This is a genomic window from Aromatoleum toluclasticum ATCC 700605, assembly GCF_000378245.1.
Classification (GTDB): domain Bacteria; phylum Pseudomonadota; class Gammaproteobacteria; order Burkholderiales; family Rhodocyclaceae; genus Aromatoleum; species Aromatoleum toluclasticum.
Window position 1 is genome coordinate 327495 of record NZ_KB899496.1, and the last position, 16721, is coordinate 344215.

17 protein-coding genes and 2 pseudogenes are annotated in these 16721 nt (G+C 65.5%); 16 read left to right on the forward strand and 3 right to left on the reverse strand.

The features are described 5' to 3' along the window. Positions 1-10: 10 nt before the first annotated feature. The 7 genes from F464_RS0112805 (at position 11) to F464_RS0112835 (ending at position 6079) form a co-directional block, all read left to right on the forward strand. Complete coding sequence (locus F464_RS0112805; RefSeq protein ID WP_018990222.1) at positions 11-1057, forward strand: methyltransferase domain-containing protein; 1047 nt, start codon at positions 11-13, stop codon at positions 1055-1057. Positions 1058-1069: 12 nt separating this feature from the next. Next, a complete protein-coding gene (locus F464_RS0112810) occupies positions 1070-1897 on the forward strand; it encodes a phosphate ABC transporter substrate-binding protein (protein ID WP_018990223.1) in 828 nt (275 codons plus the stop codon). Next, the gene (locus tag F464_RS28445) at positions 1857-2753 is read left to right on the forward strand and encodes a PstC family ABC transporter permease (RefSeq protein WP_018990224.1); all 897 of its coding nucleotides are present in this window, start codon (positions 1857-1859) and stop codon (positions 2751-2753) included. Before F464_RS0112810 ends, F464_RS28445 begins: the two co-directional genes overlap by 41 nt. Beyond that, on the forward strand, positions 2743-3597 hold the full coding sequence (pstA, locus tag F464_RS0112820) for a phosphate ABC transporter permease PstA (protein ID WP_018990225.1): 855 nt from the start codon (positions 2743-2745) through the stop codon (positions 3595-3597). The genes F464_RS28445 and pstA overlap by 11 nt, the downstream gene beginning before the upstream one ends. Then, a complete protein-coding gene (locus tag F464_RS28450) occupies positions 3594-4379 on the forward strand; it encodes a phosphate ABC transporter ATP-binding protein (protein ID WP_018990226.1) in 786 nt (261 codons plus the stop codon). The genes pstA and F464_RS28450 overlap by 4 nt, the downstream gene beginning before the upstream one ends. A gap of 470 nt (positions 4380-4849) precedes the next feature. Next, positions 4850-5056, forward strand: a complete 207-nt coding sequence (locus F464_RS0112830) for a hypothetical protein (protein WP_018990227.1) — start codon at positions 4850-4852, stop codon at positions 5054-5056. A 9-nt stretch (positions 5057-5065) separates the two neighbouring features. Continuing rightward, a complete protein-coding gene (locus tag F464_RS0112835; protein WP_018990228.1) occupies positions 5066-6079 on the forward strand; it encodes a YeeE/YedE thiosulfate transporter family protein in 1014 nt (337 codons plus the stop codon). Positions 6080-6153: 74 nt separating this feature from the next. Here F464_RS0112835 and F464_RS0112840 read toward each other — a convergent pair whose 3' ends face one another. Together F464_RS0112840 and F464_RS0112845 are read right to left on the reverse strand one after the other, a co-directional pair. After that, positions 6154-7317, reverse strand: a complete 1164-nt coding sequence (locus F464_RS0112840; protein ID WP_232428906.1) for a pyridoxamine 5'-phosphate oxidase family protein — start codon at positions 7315-7317, stop codon at positions 6154-6156. Positions 7318-7506: 189 nt separating this feature from the next. After that, complete coding sequence (locus tag F464_RS0112845; RefSeq protein ID WP_018990230.1) at positions 7507-8052, reverse strand: carboxymuconolactone decarboxylase family protein; 546 nt, start codon at positions 8050-8052, stop codon at positions 7507-7509. 99 nt (positions 8053-8151) lie between these two features. Between F464_RS0112845 and F464_RS0112850 the strand changes: the two genes are divergently transcribed. From F464_RS0112850 to F464_RS30925, 3 genes are all read left to right on the forward strand, one after another. Further along, positions 8152-9090 (forward strand): LysR family transcriptional regulator, encoded by a 939-nt coding sequence (locus F464_RS0112850; protein WP_232428908.1) that lies wholly within the window; start codon positions 8152-8154, stop codon positions 9088-9090. A gap of 207 nt (positions 9091-9297) precedes the next feature. Continuing rightward, on the forward strand, positions 9298-9627 hold the full coding sequence (locus F464_RS30345) for a hypothetical protein (RefSeq protein WP_198292263.1): 330 nt from the start codon (positions 9298-9300) through the stop codon (positions 9625-9627). Positions 9628-10146: 519 nt separating this feature from the next. Next, complete coding sequence (locus F464_RS30925) at positions 10147-10647, forward strand: hypothetical protein (RefSeq protein ID WP_157353737.1); 501 nt, start codon at positions 10147-10149, stop codon at positions 10645-10647. Between the two features lie 113 nt (positions 10648-10760). On the opposite strand, the pseudogene F464_RS30350 reads toward F464_RS30925, so the two are convergent. Next, a pseudogene (locus tag F464_RS30350) lies at positions 10761-10904 on the reverse strand (transposase family protein); the annotation flags it as partial. Between the two features lie 8 nt (positions 10905-10912). On the opposite strand from F464_RS30350, the pseudogene F464_RS28455 reads away from it, so the two are divergent. The 6 genes and pseudogenes from F464_RS28455 to F464_RS0112895 form a co-directional block, all read left to right on the forward strand. Further along, a pseudogene (locus F464_RS28455) lies at positions 10913-11305 on the forward strand (transposase); the annotation flags it as partial. A gap of 387 nt (positions 11306-11692) precedes the next feature. Next, on the forward strand, positions 11693-12064 hold the full coding sequence (locus F464_RS0112875; RefSeq protein ID WP_018990234.1) for an EAL domain-containing protein: 372 nt from the start codon (positions 11693-11695) through the stop codon (positions 12062-12064). Positions 12065-12066: 2 nt separating this feature from the next. Next, positions 12067-12531 carry a chemotaxis protein CheW gene (locus F464_RS0112880; RefSeq protein ID WP_018990235.1) on the forward strand — a complete coding sequence of 155 codons (465 nt, stop codon included), beginning with the start codon at positions 12067-12069 and terminating at the stop codon, positions 12529-12531. Then, positions 12528-14030, forward strand: a complete 1503-nt coding sequence (locus tag F464_RS0112885; protein WP_018990236.1) for a CheR family methyltransferase — start codon at positions 12528-12530, stop codon at positions 14028-14030. Before F464_RS0112880 ends, F464_RS0112885 begins: the two co-directional genes overlap by 4 nt. 30 nt (positions 14031-14060) lie before the next feature. Then, complete coding sequence (locus F464_RS0112890; RefSeq protein WP_051092286.1) at positions 14061-14606, forward strand: chemotaxis protein CheW; 546 nt, start codon at positions 14061-14063, stop codon at positions 14604-14606. Positions 14607-14659: 53 nt separating this feature from the next. Next, the gene (locus tag F464_RS0112895) at positions 14660-16552 is read left to right on the forward strand and encodes a HAMP domain-containing methyl-accepting chemotaxis protein (protein ID WP_018990238.1); all 1893 of its coding nucleotides are present in this window, start codon (positions 14660-14662) and stop codon (positions 16550-16552) included. Positions 16553-16721 lie beyond the last annotated feature (169 nt).

Consider the following 16721-nt stretch of genomic DNA (forward strand, 5'->3'; position numbering starts at 1 on the left):
AACACAAGTCATGCATGAACTCGTGAAGGACTACTACGGCAGCCGGCTGCAGGGCAGCGAGGACCTGCGCACCACCGCCTGCTGCGATGCGAGCCAGATGCCGGCGTGGCTGAAACCGCTGCTCGCGCGGGTTCACCCCGAAGTGCTGTCGCGCTACTACGGCTGCGGGCTGGTGTGCCCGCCGCTGCTCGACGGCTGCCGGGTGCTGGACCTGGGTTGCGGCTCGGGGCGCGACGCATACGTACTGTCGCAACTGGTCGGCGAACGGGGGCAGGTCGTCGGTGTGGACATGACCGAGGAGCAACTCGAAGTGGCGCTGCGGCACCGTGACCATCATCGCGAAGCCTTCGGCCATGCGCGCGACAACACGGGCTTCATGCTGGGTTATATCGAGCATCTCGATGAACTCGGGCTGCCCGACGCGAGCTTCGATGTGGTGGTGTCGAACTGCGTGGTGAATCTCTCGCCGGACAAGGACGCGGTGCTGCGCAACGTGTTCCGGCTGTTGAAGCCGGGCGGCGAGTTCTATTTTTCCGACATCTACGCCGACCGTCGCGTTCCGGCGCAGGTCCGCAACGACCCCTTGCTGTATGGCGAATGTCTCGGCGGGGCGCTCTACTGGGGCGATTTCCTGGCGCTGGCGAAACGCCACGGCTTCGCCGACCCGCGACTGGTCGAAGACCGCCCGATCGCGATCACCGACCCCGCACTGGCCCAACGTGCCGCGGGGGTCGGGTTCCACTCGGCGACCTACCGCCTCTTCAAGCTCGACGGCCTCGAACCGCAATGCGAGGACTACGGGCAGGCGGTGATCTACCGCGGCACGGTGCCGGCGATGCCGCAACGTTTCCGCCTCGACAAGCACCACGACATCGAAGCCGGGCGCGTCTTCCCGGTATGCGGCAACACCTGGCGCATGCTGCACGAGACGCGCTTCCGGGCGCACTTCGAGTTCATCGGCAATTTCGAGCGCCATTACGGACTGTTCGCAGGCTGCGGCGATTCGATGCCCTTCGACCGCGATGCGCAGACGAGCGTCGCGGGCGGCTGCTGCTGAGGGGCGGGCGCGATGAAACTTGTGCCGAGGAACCTGTTTTTCGTGGTGACGCTCGTGGCTGCCCTGTTCGCCGCGGGTTGCTCGCGCCAGTCGGGCGAACATCTCGTCCTGACCGGCTCGAGCACCATTGCGCCGCTCGCGACTGTGCTCGCCGAACGCTTCGAGGCCGCCCATCCGGGTGTCAAGGTCGACGTGCAGGCCGGAGGTTCGGCACGCGGGGTCGCCGACGTGCGCCAGGGCCTGGCGAACATTGGCATGGTGTCGCGCGCGCTGAAGGCGGACGAGGGCGATCTCGTCGCCGACACCATCGCGCAAGATGGCATCGCGATGATCGTGCATCGCGACAACCCGGTGGCCGCGCTCACGCGCGAGCAGATCATCGCGATCTACACCGGCAAACTGCGCGACTGGAAGGCGGTCGGCGGCACGGATGCGCCGATCACGGTGGTGAACAAGGCCGAAGGGCGCTCGACGCTCGAGCTCTTCCTGAGCCACCTCAAGCTCGAGGCTCCGGCCATTCGCGCGGACGTGGTGATCGGCGACAACCAGCAGGGGATCAAGACCGTGGCGGGCAACCCGCAGGCGATCGGCTACGTGTCGATCGGCACGGCCGAGTACGAGGCGGGTCGCGGCACGCCCGTCCGCCTGCTGCCGCTCGACGGCGTCGAGCCCTCGACCGCGACGGTCGCCGCCGGGCGCTTTCCGCTGTCGCGGCCACTGAACCTCGTCCATCGCGGCGAGCTTTCCGGCATCGCGCGCGATTTCGTCGCGTTCGCGCGCTCGCCCCAGGTGAACGACCTTGTCACCGGCCAGTATTTCGTTCCGCCGGCCGTCCGCTGACCGCCTGCTGTATCGCGCGCTCGCGGTCTCCGCGGGCGCCGTCGCGGCCATCCTCGCGCTGATCCTCGTCTACCTGACGGCGGCGAGCGCCAGCCTGCTCTTTGCCGACGCGGGGCTGTGGCGGCTGGACTGGCATCCTTCGCTCGGTGCCTACGGCCTGCTCGCGATGCTCGTCGGTTCGCTGACGGTGAGCGCGCTGGCCCTGCTTTTCGCCGTGCCGCCCGGCCTGGTGCTGGCGATCTGGGGGCGCTTCTTCGCGCCGCCGTGGCTGGGTGGGCTATACCGCGGCGCGATGGGGCTGCTGGCAAGCATTCCGTCGGTGGTGTACGGATTCTGGGGGCTGGTGACGCTGGTGCCGTGGCTCAATCGCTGGGCGCCGCCGGGGGCGAGCCTGCTCGCCGCGGCGCTGGTGCTGGCGTTGATGATCCTGCCCATCCTCGTGCTGCAGGCCGACCTCGCGCTCGACGAGGCGCGGCGGCGCCACCTCCCCGCGGCCATGGCGCTGGGCGCCTCGGTCAGCGGGACGGTGCGCCGCGTGCTCCTGCCGACGGCCGCGCCCGAATTGCTTCCGGCCGTCCTGCTGCAGCTCGGACGTGCGCTGGGCGAGACGATGGCGGTGCTGATGGTGGCGGGCAACGTGGTGCAGCTGCCCGCCACCATCACTTCGCCGATCCGCACGCTCACCGCCAACATCGCGCTCGAGATGGCCTACGCCAGCGGTGCGCATCAGACGGCGCTGTTCGCCAGCGGATGGCTGCTGCTCGTGCTGGTGACGCTGATCATGCTCGGCGCACGGGCCATGGCCGGGCGCTTCGGGGCGGGGCCGGCCGGCGAGGGGAGGGGCGATGCGCGTTGAAGCGCTGGATCGCGCGGGGCGCAGCGATCGCTTGCACGGCCGCTGGATGGGCCTGCTCGCCATGCTGACCCTGCTGGTGCCGCTGCTGCTGATCGGCGAACTGCTGGTCGACGGGCTGCCGGCGCTGGGCGCGGATTTCCTTCTGAGCGCCCCGACCGATGCGGGACTGGGCGGCGGCATCGGCTCCGTGCTGGTATCGACGCTGTGGGTGCTCGCGGTGTGCCTGGGCGTCGTGCTGCCGCTGGGGCTGGGATGCGCGCTGTTCCTGGTCGAGCATGTGCGCGCCGGGAGCCGGCTCGAACGCGCCCTGCAGCTCACGCTGGACGTCCTGGGCGGCGTGCCCTCCATCGTTTTCGGCCTGTTCGGCAACCGCTTCTTCGCGGTCGAACTGGGGCTGGGTTTCTCCATCCTGTCCGGCGGGTTGACGCTCGCCTGCATGGTGCTGCCGCTTTTCATCCGCGCCGCCGAGCAGTCGCTGCGCCAGTGCCCCACCGGCTACCGCCAGGCTGCGGCGGCGCTGGCGCTGTCGCGCTGGGGTTTCGCGCGACGCATCCTGCTGCCCACCGCGGCCCCGGGCATCGCGCTGGGCGTGGTGCTCGCATCCGGCCGCGCGCTGGCCGAGACGGCGGTGCTGCTGTTCACCGCCGGCTACGTGACGCGCTGGCCGGGGAGCTGGTTCGACTCGGGCCGCACGCTCGCGGTGCATATCTACGACCTCGCGATGAACGTATCGGGAGGCAGCACCAATGCCGCCGCGACCGCGCTGGTCCTGCTGGTGCTGGCCATCGGCATCCAGGCACTCGCCGTCGCGCTCGGCCGGATTTCAAGGGGAGTTTCAGCATGATCGACGACCGGACGGCTGCACCCGCACTCGAACTGGATGACGTGTCGGTATCCTACGGCAGCCGCCCGGCCGTCCGGCATGCGAGCCTGAGCGTCGCGCCGGGCGAGCTGATGGCGCTGGTCGGCCCCAGCGGTTGCGGCAAGAGCAGCCTGCTCGCCGCGATCAACCGCATGACCGACATGGTTCCCGGATGCCGCGTCAGCGGCGACATCCGCATCGGCGGCGCCTCCGTGACGGGGCAGGGCGTGTCCCTGCCGCTCCTGCGGCGGCGCGTCGGGATGGTGTTCCAGCAGCCCAATCCCTTTCCCCTGTCGATCGCCGACAACCTGCATTTCCCCTTGCGCGAACATGGCATCGGCCGCCGCGACGTGCGCGAGCGCATGGTCGAACGCGCGCTGCGCGACGTCGGCCTGTGGAGCGAGGTGGCCGGACGCCTCGACCAGTCGGCGCTCACGCTCTCGGGCGGCCAGCAGCAGCGGCTGTGCGTCGCGCGGGCCATCGTCCTCGCGCCCGAGGTGCTGCTGCTCGACGAACCCTGCAGCGCGCTGGACCCGATCGCGACGGCCTCGGTCGAACGCCTGATCCGCGATCTGAAGGGCCGCTACACGATGCTGATGGTCACGCACAACCTCGCGCAGGCACGACGGCTCGCCGACGCGGTCGCCGTGTGCTGGGTCGAGAACGGCTGCGGCTGCGTGGTCGAGAGCGGGGCGACGGAGCACATCTTCACCACACCCGGACACCCCGTCACGCAGGCCTACTGCCAGGGGCTCGCTGGTTAGACCACTCATCTCGCCGGCAAGTCGCGATACCGCGCCATGAAACGCCGGTCGATCGCGTCCTTCCAGCGCCACACCCAGCGGCCGGCGACCCGGGTCGGCCCCCCATGACGAAGCGGACGCCAGCCCAGTGGGCGAGGCGCGGCAGGTCGATATGGATGTCCTCGGCCTCATAATGGCTCGCGACATAGCCCGGAAGCATCCGGAGTAGGGCGTCTGCGCATCGGTGCGGATCACGGTGAGCCGCACCCCCGTCAGCGGCACCAGGCCGAAGCGGCGGATCACCTCAACGTGGCTGTGTCCGCCCCCGACGAGGACGATTTCAGTCAGCGCCTCCTTCTCGGTGTTTTGCATGAGGCGTGCTGTAAGGGTGCGAAGCCGGCAAGCGACAAATTCGAAGGAGCGATGACCGCGTACCCTGGTCCGGGCGTGTCGGAGCAGGCAGTGCCATCGCCCTGTTCGAGGAGATCGAAGTGGAGAAGTTGCAACATTATGTCGGACGGCTCGTGCGACTGCGGCCCGCGATCTTTGATCGTCTCGCAAGCGAGGTTCGCCGTCGCGGCGCAGCGGTCGAGAACAGCTTCATCGTGGCATCCGCGCGCACCGCCTGCAACAAACTCGTGTGCTGCGGGGCCGACCGATGCCTGCTGGTCAGCCCCGCGGACGTGAGCCTGGTGTAGGGGAGCACAATGACCCTGCTTCACGCCGGTGCGCTCCTGCTCGCCGCCATAGTCGGCTTTGCGGCCCATCGTGCGAGCCTGTGCACGGTAAAGGCCGTCGCGGAAGTCATGAGTTCGGGGACCGCGCACATGTTCGGCAGTTTTGCCCGCGCGGCCTTGTGGGCAGCGGCTATTGCAGGTGTGGTGGGATTTATCGGGCCCGGCACGCTGCAGGCGCCGGTCGCCTGGAGTCCATCGTTCTCGCTCGCAGGCGGCTTCGTCTTTGGTGTTGGCGCCGCGCTCAATGGCGGGTGCTCGCTGTCCACGGTCCAGCGCTTGATCGACGGCGAGTTGTCGATGCTGGCGACGCTCGTCGGACTCGCGGCGGGCGTCGCATTCGGCCAGGCGTTCATCGTCAGTGGTGGCGTTTCCGCTCAGCCCATGCCCGCTTCGCCGTGGATGACCCACCCGCCCTGGGCTGTCTTGCTGCTGGTGGGTTTGCTGCTCTGGTGCGTGCGGGAAGCGTTTCGCCTCCTGCATGCAGCGGTGCCCGCGACCACGATCCGGGAGATACTTGGCCAACCCACCTACCAGCCGGCGCCGGCCGCCGCCTTGATGGGCGTCGCCGCCGGCACCCTTTACCCGTTGCAGGGCGCCTGGACCTACACCAATTTCCTCCGCAGCGAAGCGGGCGCGTGGCTCGGCGCGGTGGTCCCGCCATCCGGTTTTCATGCGCTGCTCGTGACCAGCGTTCTGGCGGGCATGTTGCTTTCAGCACGGCAGCGCAACTCCTTCCATCTGCGCACCGCGCCAGCCCCCGTTTTCTTGCGCGCTGCTTGTGGCGGCGCGCTGATGGGGATTGGTGTGGCCCTGATCCCGGGAGGCAACGATACCTTGCTGCTCGCGGCGATTCCTGCGTTCTGGCCATGGGCGTTGCCGACTTATCTGGCTCTCATCGGCGGCGTCGCGGTCACCATGCTGGCGATGCGGGCTGTCACGAGGACCACGCCCGAAGTGCGGTGTCGTGCCGATGGCTGTGACTGATGTGGGCGGGGCGGTGTGAGAGCGCACCACAACGATCCCTGTCAAGGGTGATCGGATCTTTTCGGGCGGTTCGGTCAGTAGAAGGACTCGGACTGCACCCGCTCCGGCGCGATGCCGAGTCGTCGGGCCTCGGTGCGCACAGCCTCGATCAAGGACGCAGGTCCGCAGACGTAGAACACCGCGACCGCAAGCGCATGCCGCAGCACCTCGGAGACGTCGAGCCGGCGTTGCCCCGGGACGCGACTGAAATAGGTGAAGTAGGCGCTTGGCAGCTCGGCCGCGAGTTGCTCGCGATAAGCCATATCTGAAGCTGTGCGTCCCGTGTAGTGCAGTTCGAATGGAGTGCCGCGCCGCCGAAGCGCCAGGGCCATGGCCCTGATCGGGGTGATCCCGATGCCGCCGGCAATCAGCACCGCCGCCCGCGGATCGGGGTGCAGCGCAAAGTGGTTGATCGGCCGCGACACACGCAACCGCGTGCCGATCTGCCACGTCTCATGGATCGCGACCGAGCCTCCGTGTCCATCGCTCTCGCGGAGCACGGCAATTTCATAGACATCGCGGTTTGCGGGGTCGGCGGCAAACGAGTATTGCCGTGTGACGACGGATCCGTCGGCAAGCCTTATCGGCACTTCGAGGTGTGAACCGGCCTCCGCCGGCGGCAAGCGGCCCCAGTCTTCTGCGCGCAATTCATAGGCTCGCACGCGCGAGGTCAGTTGCCGGACACCGGTGATCGCGAGCGCAAGTTCCCCGCTGCCGAGCGGCCCCGTGGATCCGGGGTTTCCGCCCGATACGGTTCGGGCGTGCGCCTCGATAGCGTCCCTGATCCGCTGCGCGACTTCATCTTCCGTATAGCGTGGAGTGATGTACTTCGGGCAGTTCCAGTCGAAGCCCTCGATGCGGATCACGATGCCGCGCTCGACACGTGCGCGGTAGTGCGGGTTGTCTAACCGTGCCAGCAATTCCGGTTCGCTGTCCTCGTCGATGACCCGTGCCCTTCCGAGGATCTTCAGGCGCGCCTGATGCGGATAGTCCATCAGGAACAGGCTGACACGGTCGTCGCCGACGAGGTTGCCTGTCGAAATGTACTGGCGGTTGCCGCTGAAATCGGCGAACCCGACCGTGTGCGAATCGAGCACCTTGAGAAAACCCGGCGGCCCGCCGCGATGCTGGACATACGGCCAGCCGGTTTCGCTCACCGTACCCAGATAGAAGCTGTCGCGCGCCGCGATGAAGTCCATCTCGTAGGGACCGAGCACGGGCGCCTCAATCCCGTGGTGCTCGCCGCCTGCGTACGCATCGCGGCTCCCCATGCGCGCCTGCAGTGCCCGCACGCTAGGGGTGAAGGCTATTTGCATGAATGCGTTGGTCATGGAGACCTCCCCGGTGCAGAGCGGAAGGGAGCAAGCCCTTCCGCAATCGCATTGATCTCAGGCGGCGACCCGCAGTTCGACCTTCGGGAAGTCGATGTCGACGCGGCTGGCCTTGCCGAGGATGTTCGTCAGGATGTTCATGCCGACGTGGGTGATGATCTCGACGATCTCCGCATCGCCGTAGCCGACGGTGCGGACGTCGGCCAGCTCGGCCGCTGTGACCTCGCCGGAGTGCGCGACGAGGGCACGGGCAAACCTCACGGCTGCAGCGGCCTTCGTGTCCTGGCTGCCGCCCGCCCGGTTGGCTTCGATCTCCGCGTTGTCGAGGCCCACCTTGCGGCCGATTGCGGTGTGCGCCGACAAGCAGTACTGGCAGGCATTCTGCTGCGCCAGGGCGAGGGCAATGCGCTCGCGGGTCAGTGCGTCGAGGCTGCCGGCGCTGGCGATGCCGTGCAGGCCAAGGAAGGCCTTGAGGGCATCCGGTGAATTCGCGAAGACCTTCAGGAAGTTCGGGACGATGCCGAGCCGAGACTGGATCGCGTCGAAAAGCGCCTTCTGTTCAGCGTTGGCGGTCTCGTGCGTGACGACGTTGATGCGGGCCATGATGTTTCTCCTTAGCGGTGGTGAGGGGACTGAGGTGTCGCTGTACCGTCGACGGTCACCACTTTGCCAAAGGCGATTGAAGGAAAGAATGGCCGTACAATGCAATTCATTATTCCGTTTGCCGTAATACTGATGGACCGCTTTCACCTGATGAACGTCTTTGTCGCAGTCGCCGAGGCGCAGAGCTTTGCCGGGGCGGCCCGTCGTCTGAGGCTTTCGCCGCCCGCTGTGACGCGCGCCGTGGTTGCACTCGAAGAGCGCCTGGGCGTGCGTCTGCTCGCCCGCACTACGCGTGTCGTGCGGGTAACCGAAGCCGGTGCGCGCTACCTGGAGGATGCGCGCCGCATCATGGTTGAACTGGACGAGGCCGATGCCGCCGCAACGGGCATCAACGCCACTCCGCGCGGGCATCTGACGGTCACGGCGCCGGTGCTCTTCGGCAAGCTGCACGTAATGCCGATCATTACCGAGTATCAGGCCGCGTTCGATCAAACCACGGTGTCCGCGCTGTTCGTCGATCGGATTGTGAACCTCGTGGATGAGGGAATGGATGTTGGCGTCCGTATCGGCGAACTGCCTGACTCGTCGCTGCGTGCCATCCGTGTCGGGTACGTGCGACGGATCGTGGTCGGCGCTCCGGCCTATCTCCATCAGCATGGAGCTCCGCAATCGCCAAACGATCTTGGTGGTCATCGCCTGATCGCCTCCAGCGGCATCTCGCCGACGAACGATTGGGTTTTCGCGGGAGCATATGGGAAGCTCACCGTGCGTGTGCAGCCACAGATCGTCGTGAATACCAATGACGGTCCGCTCGAGGCTGCATGCCGCGGCTATGGACTGACGCGCTTGTTGTCCTATCAGGTGGCACCCCAACTCGAATCGGGGGAACTGAGGGCAGTGCTCCAAGGTTACGAAGGAACCAAACTGCCGGTGCATGTCATCCACCGTGAGGGCCGCCACGCGTCTGCCAAAGTGCGAAGTTTCGTCGACCTCGCAGTCGAGACGCTGCGTGCTGACCGGGCCCTCAACCCGGACTGAGTGGTTGAGGGGGGTAGGGAAGCGGGTTCTGAATGGGGCGAAACAGAGTCGGCGCGGCGGTCCTTGCTCGTTCAAAGGGGGTTAATGTCAAGTTCTGGCGGTGCGAAGGACGTGCCGGAGAGTAGGGTGGGGCAGCAGAACCACACAGCATGACGAGCGAGTTATACTTTTGGCATGGAACGGATGCCCCATGAAAGAGGTATATTCTTGTCAGCAACCGTGTCCTGCTACGGCGCGCTACTTCAAGCGGTATTCCTTTTTTCGCAGTCCGAAATTGACCAGAACATGGCAAACAACAAGACTACTGGCAGCAAGGCCGCAACCGCGGCGTCGAAGACGTTGCAGAGCAATTCGACCGGCGCAAAATCGAAGACCGCTGCCGCGAGCACGTTGTCACAAACGGGCGCACCGAAAAAGCAAACCTCGGCGCCTGCAGCGTCGGCAGCATCCAAAGTCCTTCAGGACAGCCGGACCAGCGCTCAGTCGAAAACCGCTGCGGCCAGCGCACTAGCCCAGGCAAAAGGCAAGAAGAAGTAGGCGGCTTCGAAGTCGACCGGCCCAGGACCCATGATCACTTCATCTTAGATCCGGCTAACTCGTCGGTGGGTTCCATCCAACGATTCGTCGCGCGCCAGCGATCGACACTTTGGACTGCTGGCACGCCGCGGCAATCCGAGCCCGTACCACACCGCGCGCGCCATATCGGCGAAGCTGGCTAGATCAGCGTGTTCATGTGTCCACCCGCAATGGATACGGGGGTAATGTCAGAAGTTTCGCCAACCTTCGATGATTACCGACGAATCTGACTTCGACACCGGGTTCATGTGACGACTCTACCAAAACGGTGGAGTGAGAGCACTTGAGGGCGGGGTGACGAGGACGCTAACGATAGACGCGCTCCGCCTCGACGCCTCTGCTTCGCGTGAGCCACTACCCCATAGCGACCGGGGCGGGTGTGGGCGTGTAGGTAGTTCTACGCAGAGCGTCACGAAACTTTGCGAATTTCCACCTGCATGCGTTCCGAATACCCTTCGGTATCGCTTACTGGTGGCCACTATGAAACTCCTGTCTCTGCTGCAATCAACTATCGTATTGCAATGGATCCGCGGCATACGGGTGAACCATTTGATGACGAGTCTGCTGTTCGCCCTCGCAGCCACAGGCGCAGAGGCGCAGACCCCCACGTTAGGCGAGGCGACCTGGATATGCTGGTATGCAAAGGGAACGCATGTGCACTGTCGCCTTGGAATCGAGGAGTCGGCAGCCGTCTCAAGCGCGGGGTCGTCCTCGACCCATTCAGCCCCAGTTGACACCGTCCCGGAAGGCAGACGTCCACTCCCTAAACTTGTGCGCACAATCCTGTCCGATCCGGGAAAGCTTGCCGGGCGGACCATTACAATTCCGCTGTTTACCGAATCCGATGATCGGGCGTTTGTGCGCGAACTCGCGGAAGCAGTAATGTGTGGTGCAAGAAAAGTGTGCAGCGTGCTGTTCGTCGATACGCCGACCGAGATCGCTTTGACCATGGATATGCTCGCGGATCCCGCACTCAACTGACGTTGAGTCGCCTGCTCGGAAGCAAGACGTGCCGAACTAACATGAATCAGGGGTGAAGCCGAGCAGCTTCCGAGTTACCGTCCACGAGCCCAGGTTCACCCTTCCCCCACAGGCTTGGCTCCGCCCCATGGTGAGCTCCCCTCGAAGTCGTCGGCGTCGCTTAAGACCGCGCACACCGCCACCGTGAGCAGTTCACTCAGCCGATGGCGTGTCTGCTGCGTATTGCGCAAGTCCTCGAGCCCCTCGAATGCCTCGATCTAGGATCGCCGTCTATGATAACCGGTCGATCCGCCGCTTTGTCGGCATCGATCTGGCGCGCGAGTCGGCAACGGCGCGGCTCAACTTCCGGCGTGTCCTCGAGACTCACGAGCTGACACGCAAGATCTTCGAGACGATCACCGCTCACCCTGCAAAGGAAGGCTTGATAATGCGCGAAAGCACCATCGTCGATGCCACCCTGATCGCCGTGCCGCCCTCGACGAAGAATCGGGAGCAAGCCCGCGACCCCGAAATGCATCAAGCCAAGAAAGGCAGGCAGTGGCACTCCGGCATGAAGGCGCACATCGGTGTCGACGCCGATTCCGGTCTGCTCCATACGCTGGTAACCGCCAGATCGACGACAGCCTCGACGGTCACGGTCCGCCGTTCGTTCGCCGGGAGATGTTTCGAACGGGCGGCGCCCAGAAAAACAAGCCTACGTTCATCTGAAAGGCATGACCGACGACCACGCGGGTCTGCGCTGTAGTCATGTTCGACGACAATGAACATATGCATGAGTATGTAAATAACCATTGAATTTAAATGGTTTTATTGTGATTCCCGTCACTTCCCCGGCAAACGTTGTAATGCCGCAGGTCATCGTGAAAGATGGCTTGCCCCACCGCTCGGGATGGTAGGCTATGCGCGCGCAGACTCCGGGCAGACGGTTGTTCCGTGGGGACGAATCAAGGCAAGGGATGCGGCTCATGGCGGGGGCACGCAGTAGTCGATCTCCAAGTGAACGGGCGGTGGACCGAAAGAAAAGAGTTAGTCAGGGAGAAGGGGAATGAAAGCGCCGATTGTCGACGACGAGAGCTCCAAGCCGGAACTCCTGACGCACCAGCTCGCGATTCTCGGATATTTCCAACTGGTGGCGTGTCCGCGGGCTGCCGACGCCATGCATGTCCTCGATGTAGGGATCGATCCGATCGGGTCGATCCCTTGCGATCTCCAGATCCTGACGCGATTGCGGCTCAAGAACATCGACCTGTCAATTGACGACTTTGGTACGGGACACACCGCGCTCACTGAGCAGCGTGACATCCCATTCAAAGAGCCCGAGATCGATCGCGCCTTTGTCCACTGTGCTTCGCGGGAGGCATCCTTGCTCATGGCTTGCGAGCCGCACTACGGCGAAGTGGCGACGTCGCACGCATGACTATGCCCGAGCCGCTGGTCGTGTTCACCTTGGTCGGGGCGCGCTACGCCGTGCCCCTCTCCAGAGTCGAGCGGGTGGTCCGCGCGGTTGAAATCACACGTCTGCCAGCTGCGCCGGAAATCGTCCTAGGCATCATAAACGTGCACGGCTGCGTGATGCCGGTCGTCGATACGCGCAAGCGTTTCGGTTTGCCGCAGCGGTCGATCGGACCGCAGGACCAGTTCATCATCGCGCACACGATGCGGCGCATCGTTGCGCTGGTGGTCGACTCCGCCGTCGACGTGATGCCCTGCGATCCCGCGCAGCGGGTGGCGGCCGAGCACATCCTGCCTGAGTTCGCGCAGCTCGCCGGCGTCGTCAAGCTCGCCGACGGCATGATCCTCGTGCACGATCTCGACGGATTCCTGTCCCTCGACGAGGAGCACGCCCTGGATGAAGCGATGGGCGCCGCAGGGGGGATGCCGTGAGCGAGGGCGCCGCGAGCGCAATCCTTGAACGCCTCAGCCAGCTGCTCGCCAGGCAGCTGGGGCTGAACTTCACGCCCAGGCGCAGTGCGGATTTGCTGCGCGGCATGCGTTACGCGGCCCGCGAATTCGGTTTCGAGCAGGTGGATGACTGTATCCGATGGCTACTGTCTGCGCCGCTCAGCCAGCGCCAGATCGAGGTTCTCGCGAGCCACCTCACAGTGGGAGAGACTTATTTCCTTCGTGACACGCGGCTCTTCGACGTCCTCGAAGCGCACGTGCTGCCCGAGTTGATCGAATCGCGCCACAGGAGCGAGCGGCGGCTGCGCGTCTGGAGCGCGGCATGCTGTACGGGCGAGGAAGCGTATTCCCTGGCGATCACGCTGCGCAAGGCGCTTCCCGATCAGGAGCGATGGCACGTGACGGTGCAGGGCTCGGACATCAATCCGAGATTTCTGCAAAAAGCGCGCCACGCGGTGTTCAGCGAATGGTCCTTTCGGGGCACCCCGCCCAACTTCCGGATGCGTTACTGCGTCCCCGCCGGCGAGGGTCGCTGGCAGCTGCGGGCCGAGATCCGGGAAATGGTGGATTTCTTCCCGCTCAACCTGGCTGAAGACGTCTATCCCTCGTTGCTGAACCAGACCAACGCGGTGGATCTGATTCTGTGCCGCAACGTCCTGATCTACTTTACGGCGGAGCAAGCCGCGCAGGTGATCCGCAACCTCGCGCATTGCCTCGTCGAAGGCGGTTGGCTCGTGGTGGGCCCCAACGAGCTGTCGCTCGTCGTACTGTCCGAACTGGTGCCCGTGCATTTCCCCGGGGTGATCCTGTACCGCAAGGACTCCTCGCACTCACGTGTGGCCGCGGCCCGTTCGCCGCGCGCACAAACGCCTCCGCCAATGGAGCCGAACGCCGTGCCGGGCGCCTCCGCGTTTGTGGCCGCGGCGCCGTCCTTGCCGCGCGAGCCGATGAAGGCAGCCGGGACGGAAGCCGCTGCCGGTCCGTACGAACAGGCCCGGGTGCATTACGAGCAGGGCCGCTATGCTGAAGCGGCGGCGTTGCTCGCCGAGTTCGAATCCGCCGCCGCCATAGGCACCCCGGCCGCCGCGTTGGTATTGCTTGCGCGCATTAGGGCCAACCAAGGCCAACTCGCCGTGGCCCTCGTGAATTGCGAGCGCGCGATCGCGGCCGATAAGTGCGATCCGGTCAGCCATTATCTGCGCGCCAACATCCTGCAGGAGCGAGGGGCACCGGACGAAGCGTTGTCGGCGTACCGACGTGCGCTGTATCTGGATCCGGAATTCGTCCTCGCGCATTTCGCGCTGGGGAATCTTGCGCGCAGCCGGGGCGAGTCTGCCGCGGCCAACAAGCATTTCGACAATGCACTCACGCTCGCGCGAGCGCTCCAGCCTGAGGCGCACCTGCTCGAAGGGGAGGGGCTCACGGCGGGGCGCCTTGCCGCGATCATCGCTGCCTTGCAACAAGCCGAGATGACTCCCTGAGCCCCGCCTGCAAGCGATCGCGCTGCCACCATGACACTCTTACCTGATCCCACCCCCGACGACGTCACTCATATTCTGCGTGCCCGAGCCTTGGCGCTCGCGCGCGAACCCGAGGTTGCGGCATCGGCCGATGCCCGGATCGAGCTGATCGAGTTCGGACTCGCCGACGAGCGCTACGCGATCGAGGCAGCCTTTGTGCGCGAAGTCCATCCGCTCGAGGACCTCACGCCGCTGCCGTGCACGCCACCCTTCCTGCTTGGATTGGTCAATGTGCGCGGGCGCATCTTGCCGGTCATTGATCCCAAGAAATTCTTCGAACTGCCCGAGCGGGGCATCACCGACCTGCACGTGATCCTGCTCGTGCAGGCGCGAGGCATGGAGTTCGGCCTGCTGGCCGACAGCATCGTCGGCGTGCGTACCGTCTCGCGCGACGCCATCCAGTCCTCCCTGCCGACGCTGACCGGCATCCGCGCCGAGTACCTGCTCGGCGTGACCGCCGAGCGACTGGTCATACTCGCCGCGGAGCGAATTGCAGCAGATCCGCGGATCATCATCGATGAAGAGGTCGATACGTGAACTGGGGCGCAGAAAAACGGCTATTACCACAGCAGATCAAGGGGGCTGGAACGATGAACCGCTTGCTGGATCTATCGACACGGACCAAGTTGCTGCTGGGATTCGGACTGATGATCGTCCTTCTCGTCATCGTGACCGTCGCCGCATATGGCGGGATCGTCGCCACCGAAGCCTCCCAGCGACGGCTTTTTGAAAGGGATTTCACCATCGTCGATCGAATCATGGATCTGCGCGCCGACCTGCATCGACAACGCGCCCTGATGCTGGAAATGATCATGACGACGGATACGGTACAGCGGCAGACTTTGGGGCAAGAGCTCCACAGGTACGATGGCCAGATCGACCGGAGCTTGGCGACATTCGTGGAGGCGGGGCGGAGCGATCCGGCGTTTTCCGCCGGGCTGGCCGACCTGAGAAGTACTCTCGAAGCCCTTCGCGAGGCGCGCGAGCGGACAATTGCCCTGATCTCCACGGGGAACATGGAGGCAGCGAAGCAGTTCAGTGCAGGCATACAAACGCAGCAATTCGAGAAAATCAGGACGCTCGCGCGCGAGTTGAGCGATGCGGCACACGAGCGCGCCCGCGGCGCGGTCGAGGAGTCCGCGGCGCGCGCGCGCGCGTCGCTGCAGCTGTTCGTCGCGATCGGCGCGCTGGCGCTCTCGCTCGGTGTCGGGCTGGCGGTGTTGTTGAGCCGCATCATCGCCGATCCGCTGAAACGGGTGGCCGCCATCGCCGAACGCATCGCCGCGGGCGAGCTCGATGTCACCGTTCCGGCGAGCGCGCGTGCCGACGAAGTCGGCATGCTGATGCAGGCGTTTGCGCGGATGACCGCTGCACTGCAAGATATGACGGCGGTGGCGGACCGGATTGCGGCGGGTGATCTGGGCGTGAAGGTCACGCCGCGCTCGAAGGATGATGCCTTGGGGGCGGCGTTTGCGACGATGGTGGAGACGCTGCAGGGCATGGCGGGGGTGGCGGGTCGGATTGCGGCGGGCGATCTGAGCATCAACGTCGAGCCGCGCTCGCGCGGCGACGTGCTGGGGGTGGCCTTTGCCGAGATGGTGAAGAATCTGCGCGGGCTGACCACGGAACTGGGCGAAGGGATCGGCGTGCTGGGTACGTCGGCGAGCGAGATCTCGGCCTCGACGGCGCAGTTTGCTGCGAGCGCCTCGCAGACGGCCGCTGCGGTGGGCGAGACCACCACCACGGTCGAGGAATTGCGCCAGACCGCCGAGCTGTCAAGCCAGAAGGCGCGGGCGGTGTCGGAAACGGCCCAGAAGGTCGCGCAGGTGGCGCAAAACGGGCGCCAGGCGACCGAGCAGACGATCGAGGGGATGGGGCGCATCCGCGAGCAGATGGCGGCGATCACCGACAGCATGCTGCGTCTGAGCGAGCTCAACCAGACGGTGGGCCAGATCGTGGCCACGGTCGAGGATCTGGCGGCGCAGTCGAACCTGCTGGCGGTCAATGCCTCGATCGAGGCGGCCAAGGCGGGCGAGTCAGGCAAGGGCTTCGCGGTCGTCGCGCAGGAGGTCAGGAGTCTGGCCGAGCAGTCGAAGCAGGCGACCGCCCAGGTGCGCACGATCCTCAATGACATCCAGAAGGCGACCAGCGCGGCGGTACTGGTGACCGAGCAGGGCAGCAAGGCGGTCGAGGCGGGGGTTGCCCAATCGGCGCAGGCGGGGCAGTCGATTCAATCGCTGGCCGCCGGCATGGGCGAATCGGCGCAGGCGGCGGCGCAGATTTCGGTCTCCAGCCAGCAGCAGCTGGTGGGCGTGGATCAGGTGGCGGCGGCGATGGAGGGGATCCGCCAGGCGAGCGCGCAGAACGCCGATGGCGCGCGCCAGTTGGAGGGCGCGGCCCACGAGCTGAAGCTGCTGGGCGAGCGGCTCACGCAGATGGTGGCGCGCTACCGGGTGCACGAGGCGCAGGCGGAGGTCCGGTGAGTATGGACGAGCAGGCGTTTCTCGCCAGACTGCGCGCGACCTTCCACGCCGAAGCGGACGAGCACGTGCGGGCGATCTCGGGCGGGCTGCTGGCGCTCGAGCGCGAGGCCGATCCGCAGGCGCGCGCCCGTGAGCTTGAGACCGTCTTCCGGCACGCGCACAGCCTCAA

Coding starts and splice junctions, on each gene's coding strand:
- F464_RS30925 (WP_157353737.1), top strand. CDS start 10,147: ATGAAACTCCTGTCTCTGCTGCAATCAACTATCGTATTGCAATGGATC.
- pstA (WP_018990225.1), top strand. CDS start 2,743: ATGCGCGTTGAAGCGCTGGATCGCGCGGGGCGCAGCGATCGCTTGCAC.
- F464_RS0112835 (WP_018990228.1), top strand. CDS start 5,066: ATGACCCTGCTTCACGCCGGTGCGCTCCTGCTCGCCGCCATAGTCGGC.
- F464_RS0112850 (WP_232428908.1), top strand. CDS start 8,152: ATGCAATTCATTATTCCGTTTGCCGTAATACTGATGGACCGCTTTCAC.
- F464_RS0112845 (WP_018990230.1), bottom strand. CDS start 8,052: ATGGCCCGCATCAACGTCGTCACGCACGAGACCGCCAACGCTGAACAG.
- F464_RS0112810 (WP_018990223.1), top strand. CDS start 1,070: ATGAAACTTGTGCCGAGGAACCTGTTTTTCGTGGTGACGCTCGTGGCT.
- F464_RS0112895 (WP_018990238.1), top strand. CDS start 14,660: ATGAACCGCTTGCTGGATCTATCGACACGGACCAAGTTGCTGCTGGGA.
- F464_RS28450 (WP_018990226.1), top strand. CDS start 3,594: ATGATCGACGACCGGACGGCTGCACCCGCACTCGAACTGGATGACGTG.
- F464_RS0112805 (WP_018990222.1), top strand. CDS start 11: ATGCATGAACTCGTGAAGGACTACTACGGCAGCCGGCTGCAGGGCAGC.
- F464_RS0112840 (WP_232428906.1), bottom strand. CDS start 7,317: ATGGACTTCATCGCGGCGCGCGACAGCTTCTATCTGGGTACGGTGAGC.
- F464_RS0112880 (WP_018990235.1), top strand. CDS start 12,067: ATGCCCGAGCCGCTGGTCGTGTTCACCTTGGTCGGGGCGCGCTACGCC.
- F464_RS0112875 (WP_018990234.1), top strand. CDS start 11,693: ATGAAAGCGCCGATTGTCGACGACGAGAGCTCCAAGCCGGAACTCCTG.
- F464_RS0112890 (WP_051092286.1), top strand. CDS start 14,061: ATGACACTCTTACCTGATCCCACCCCCGACGACGTCACTCATATTCTG.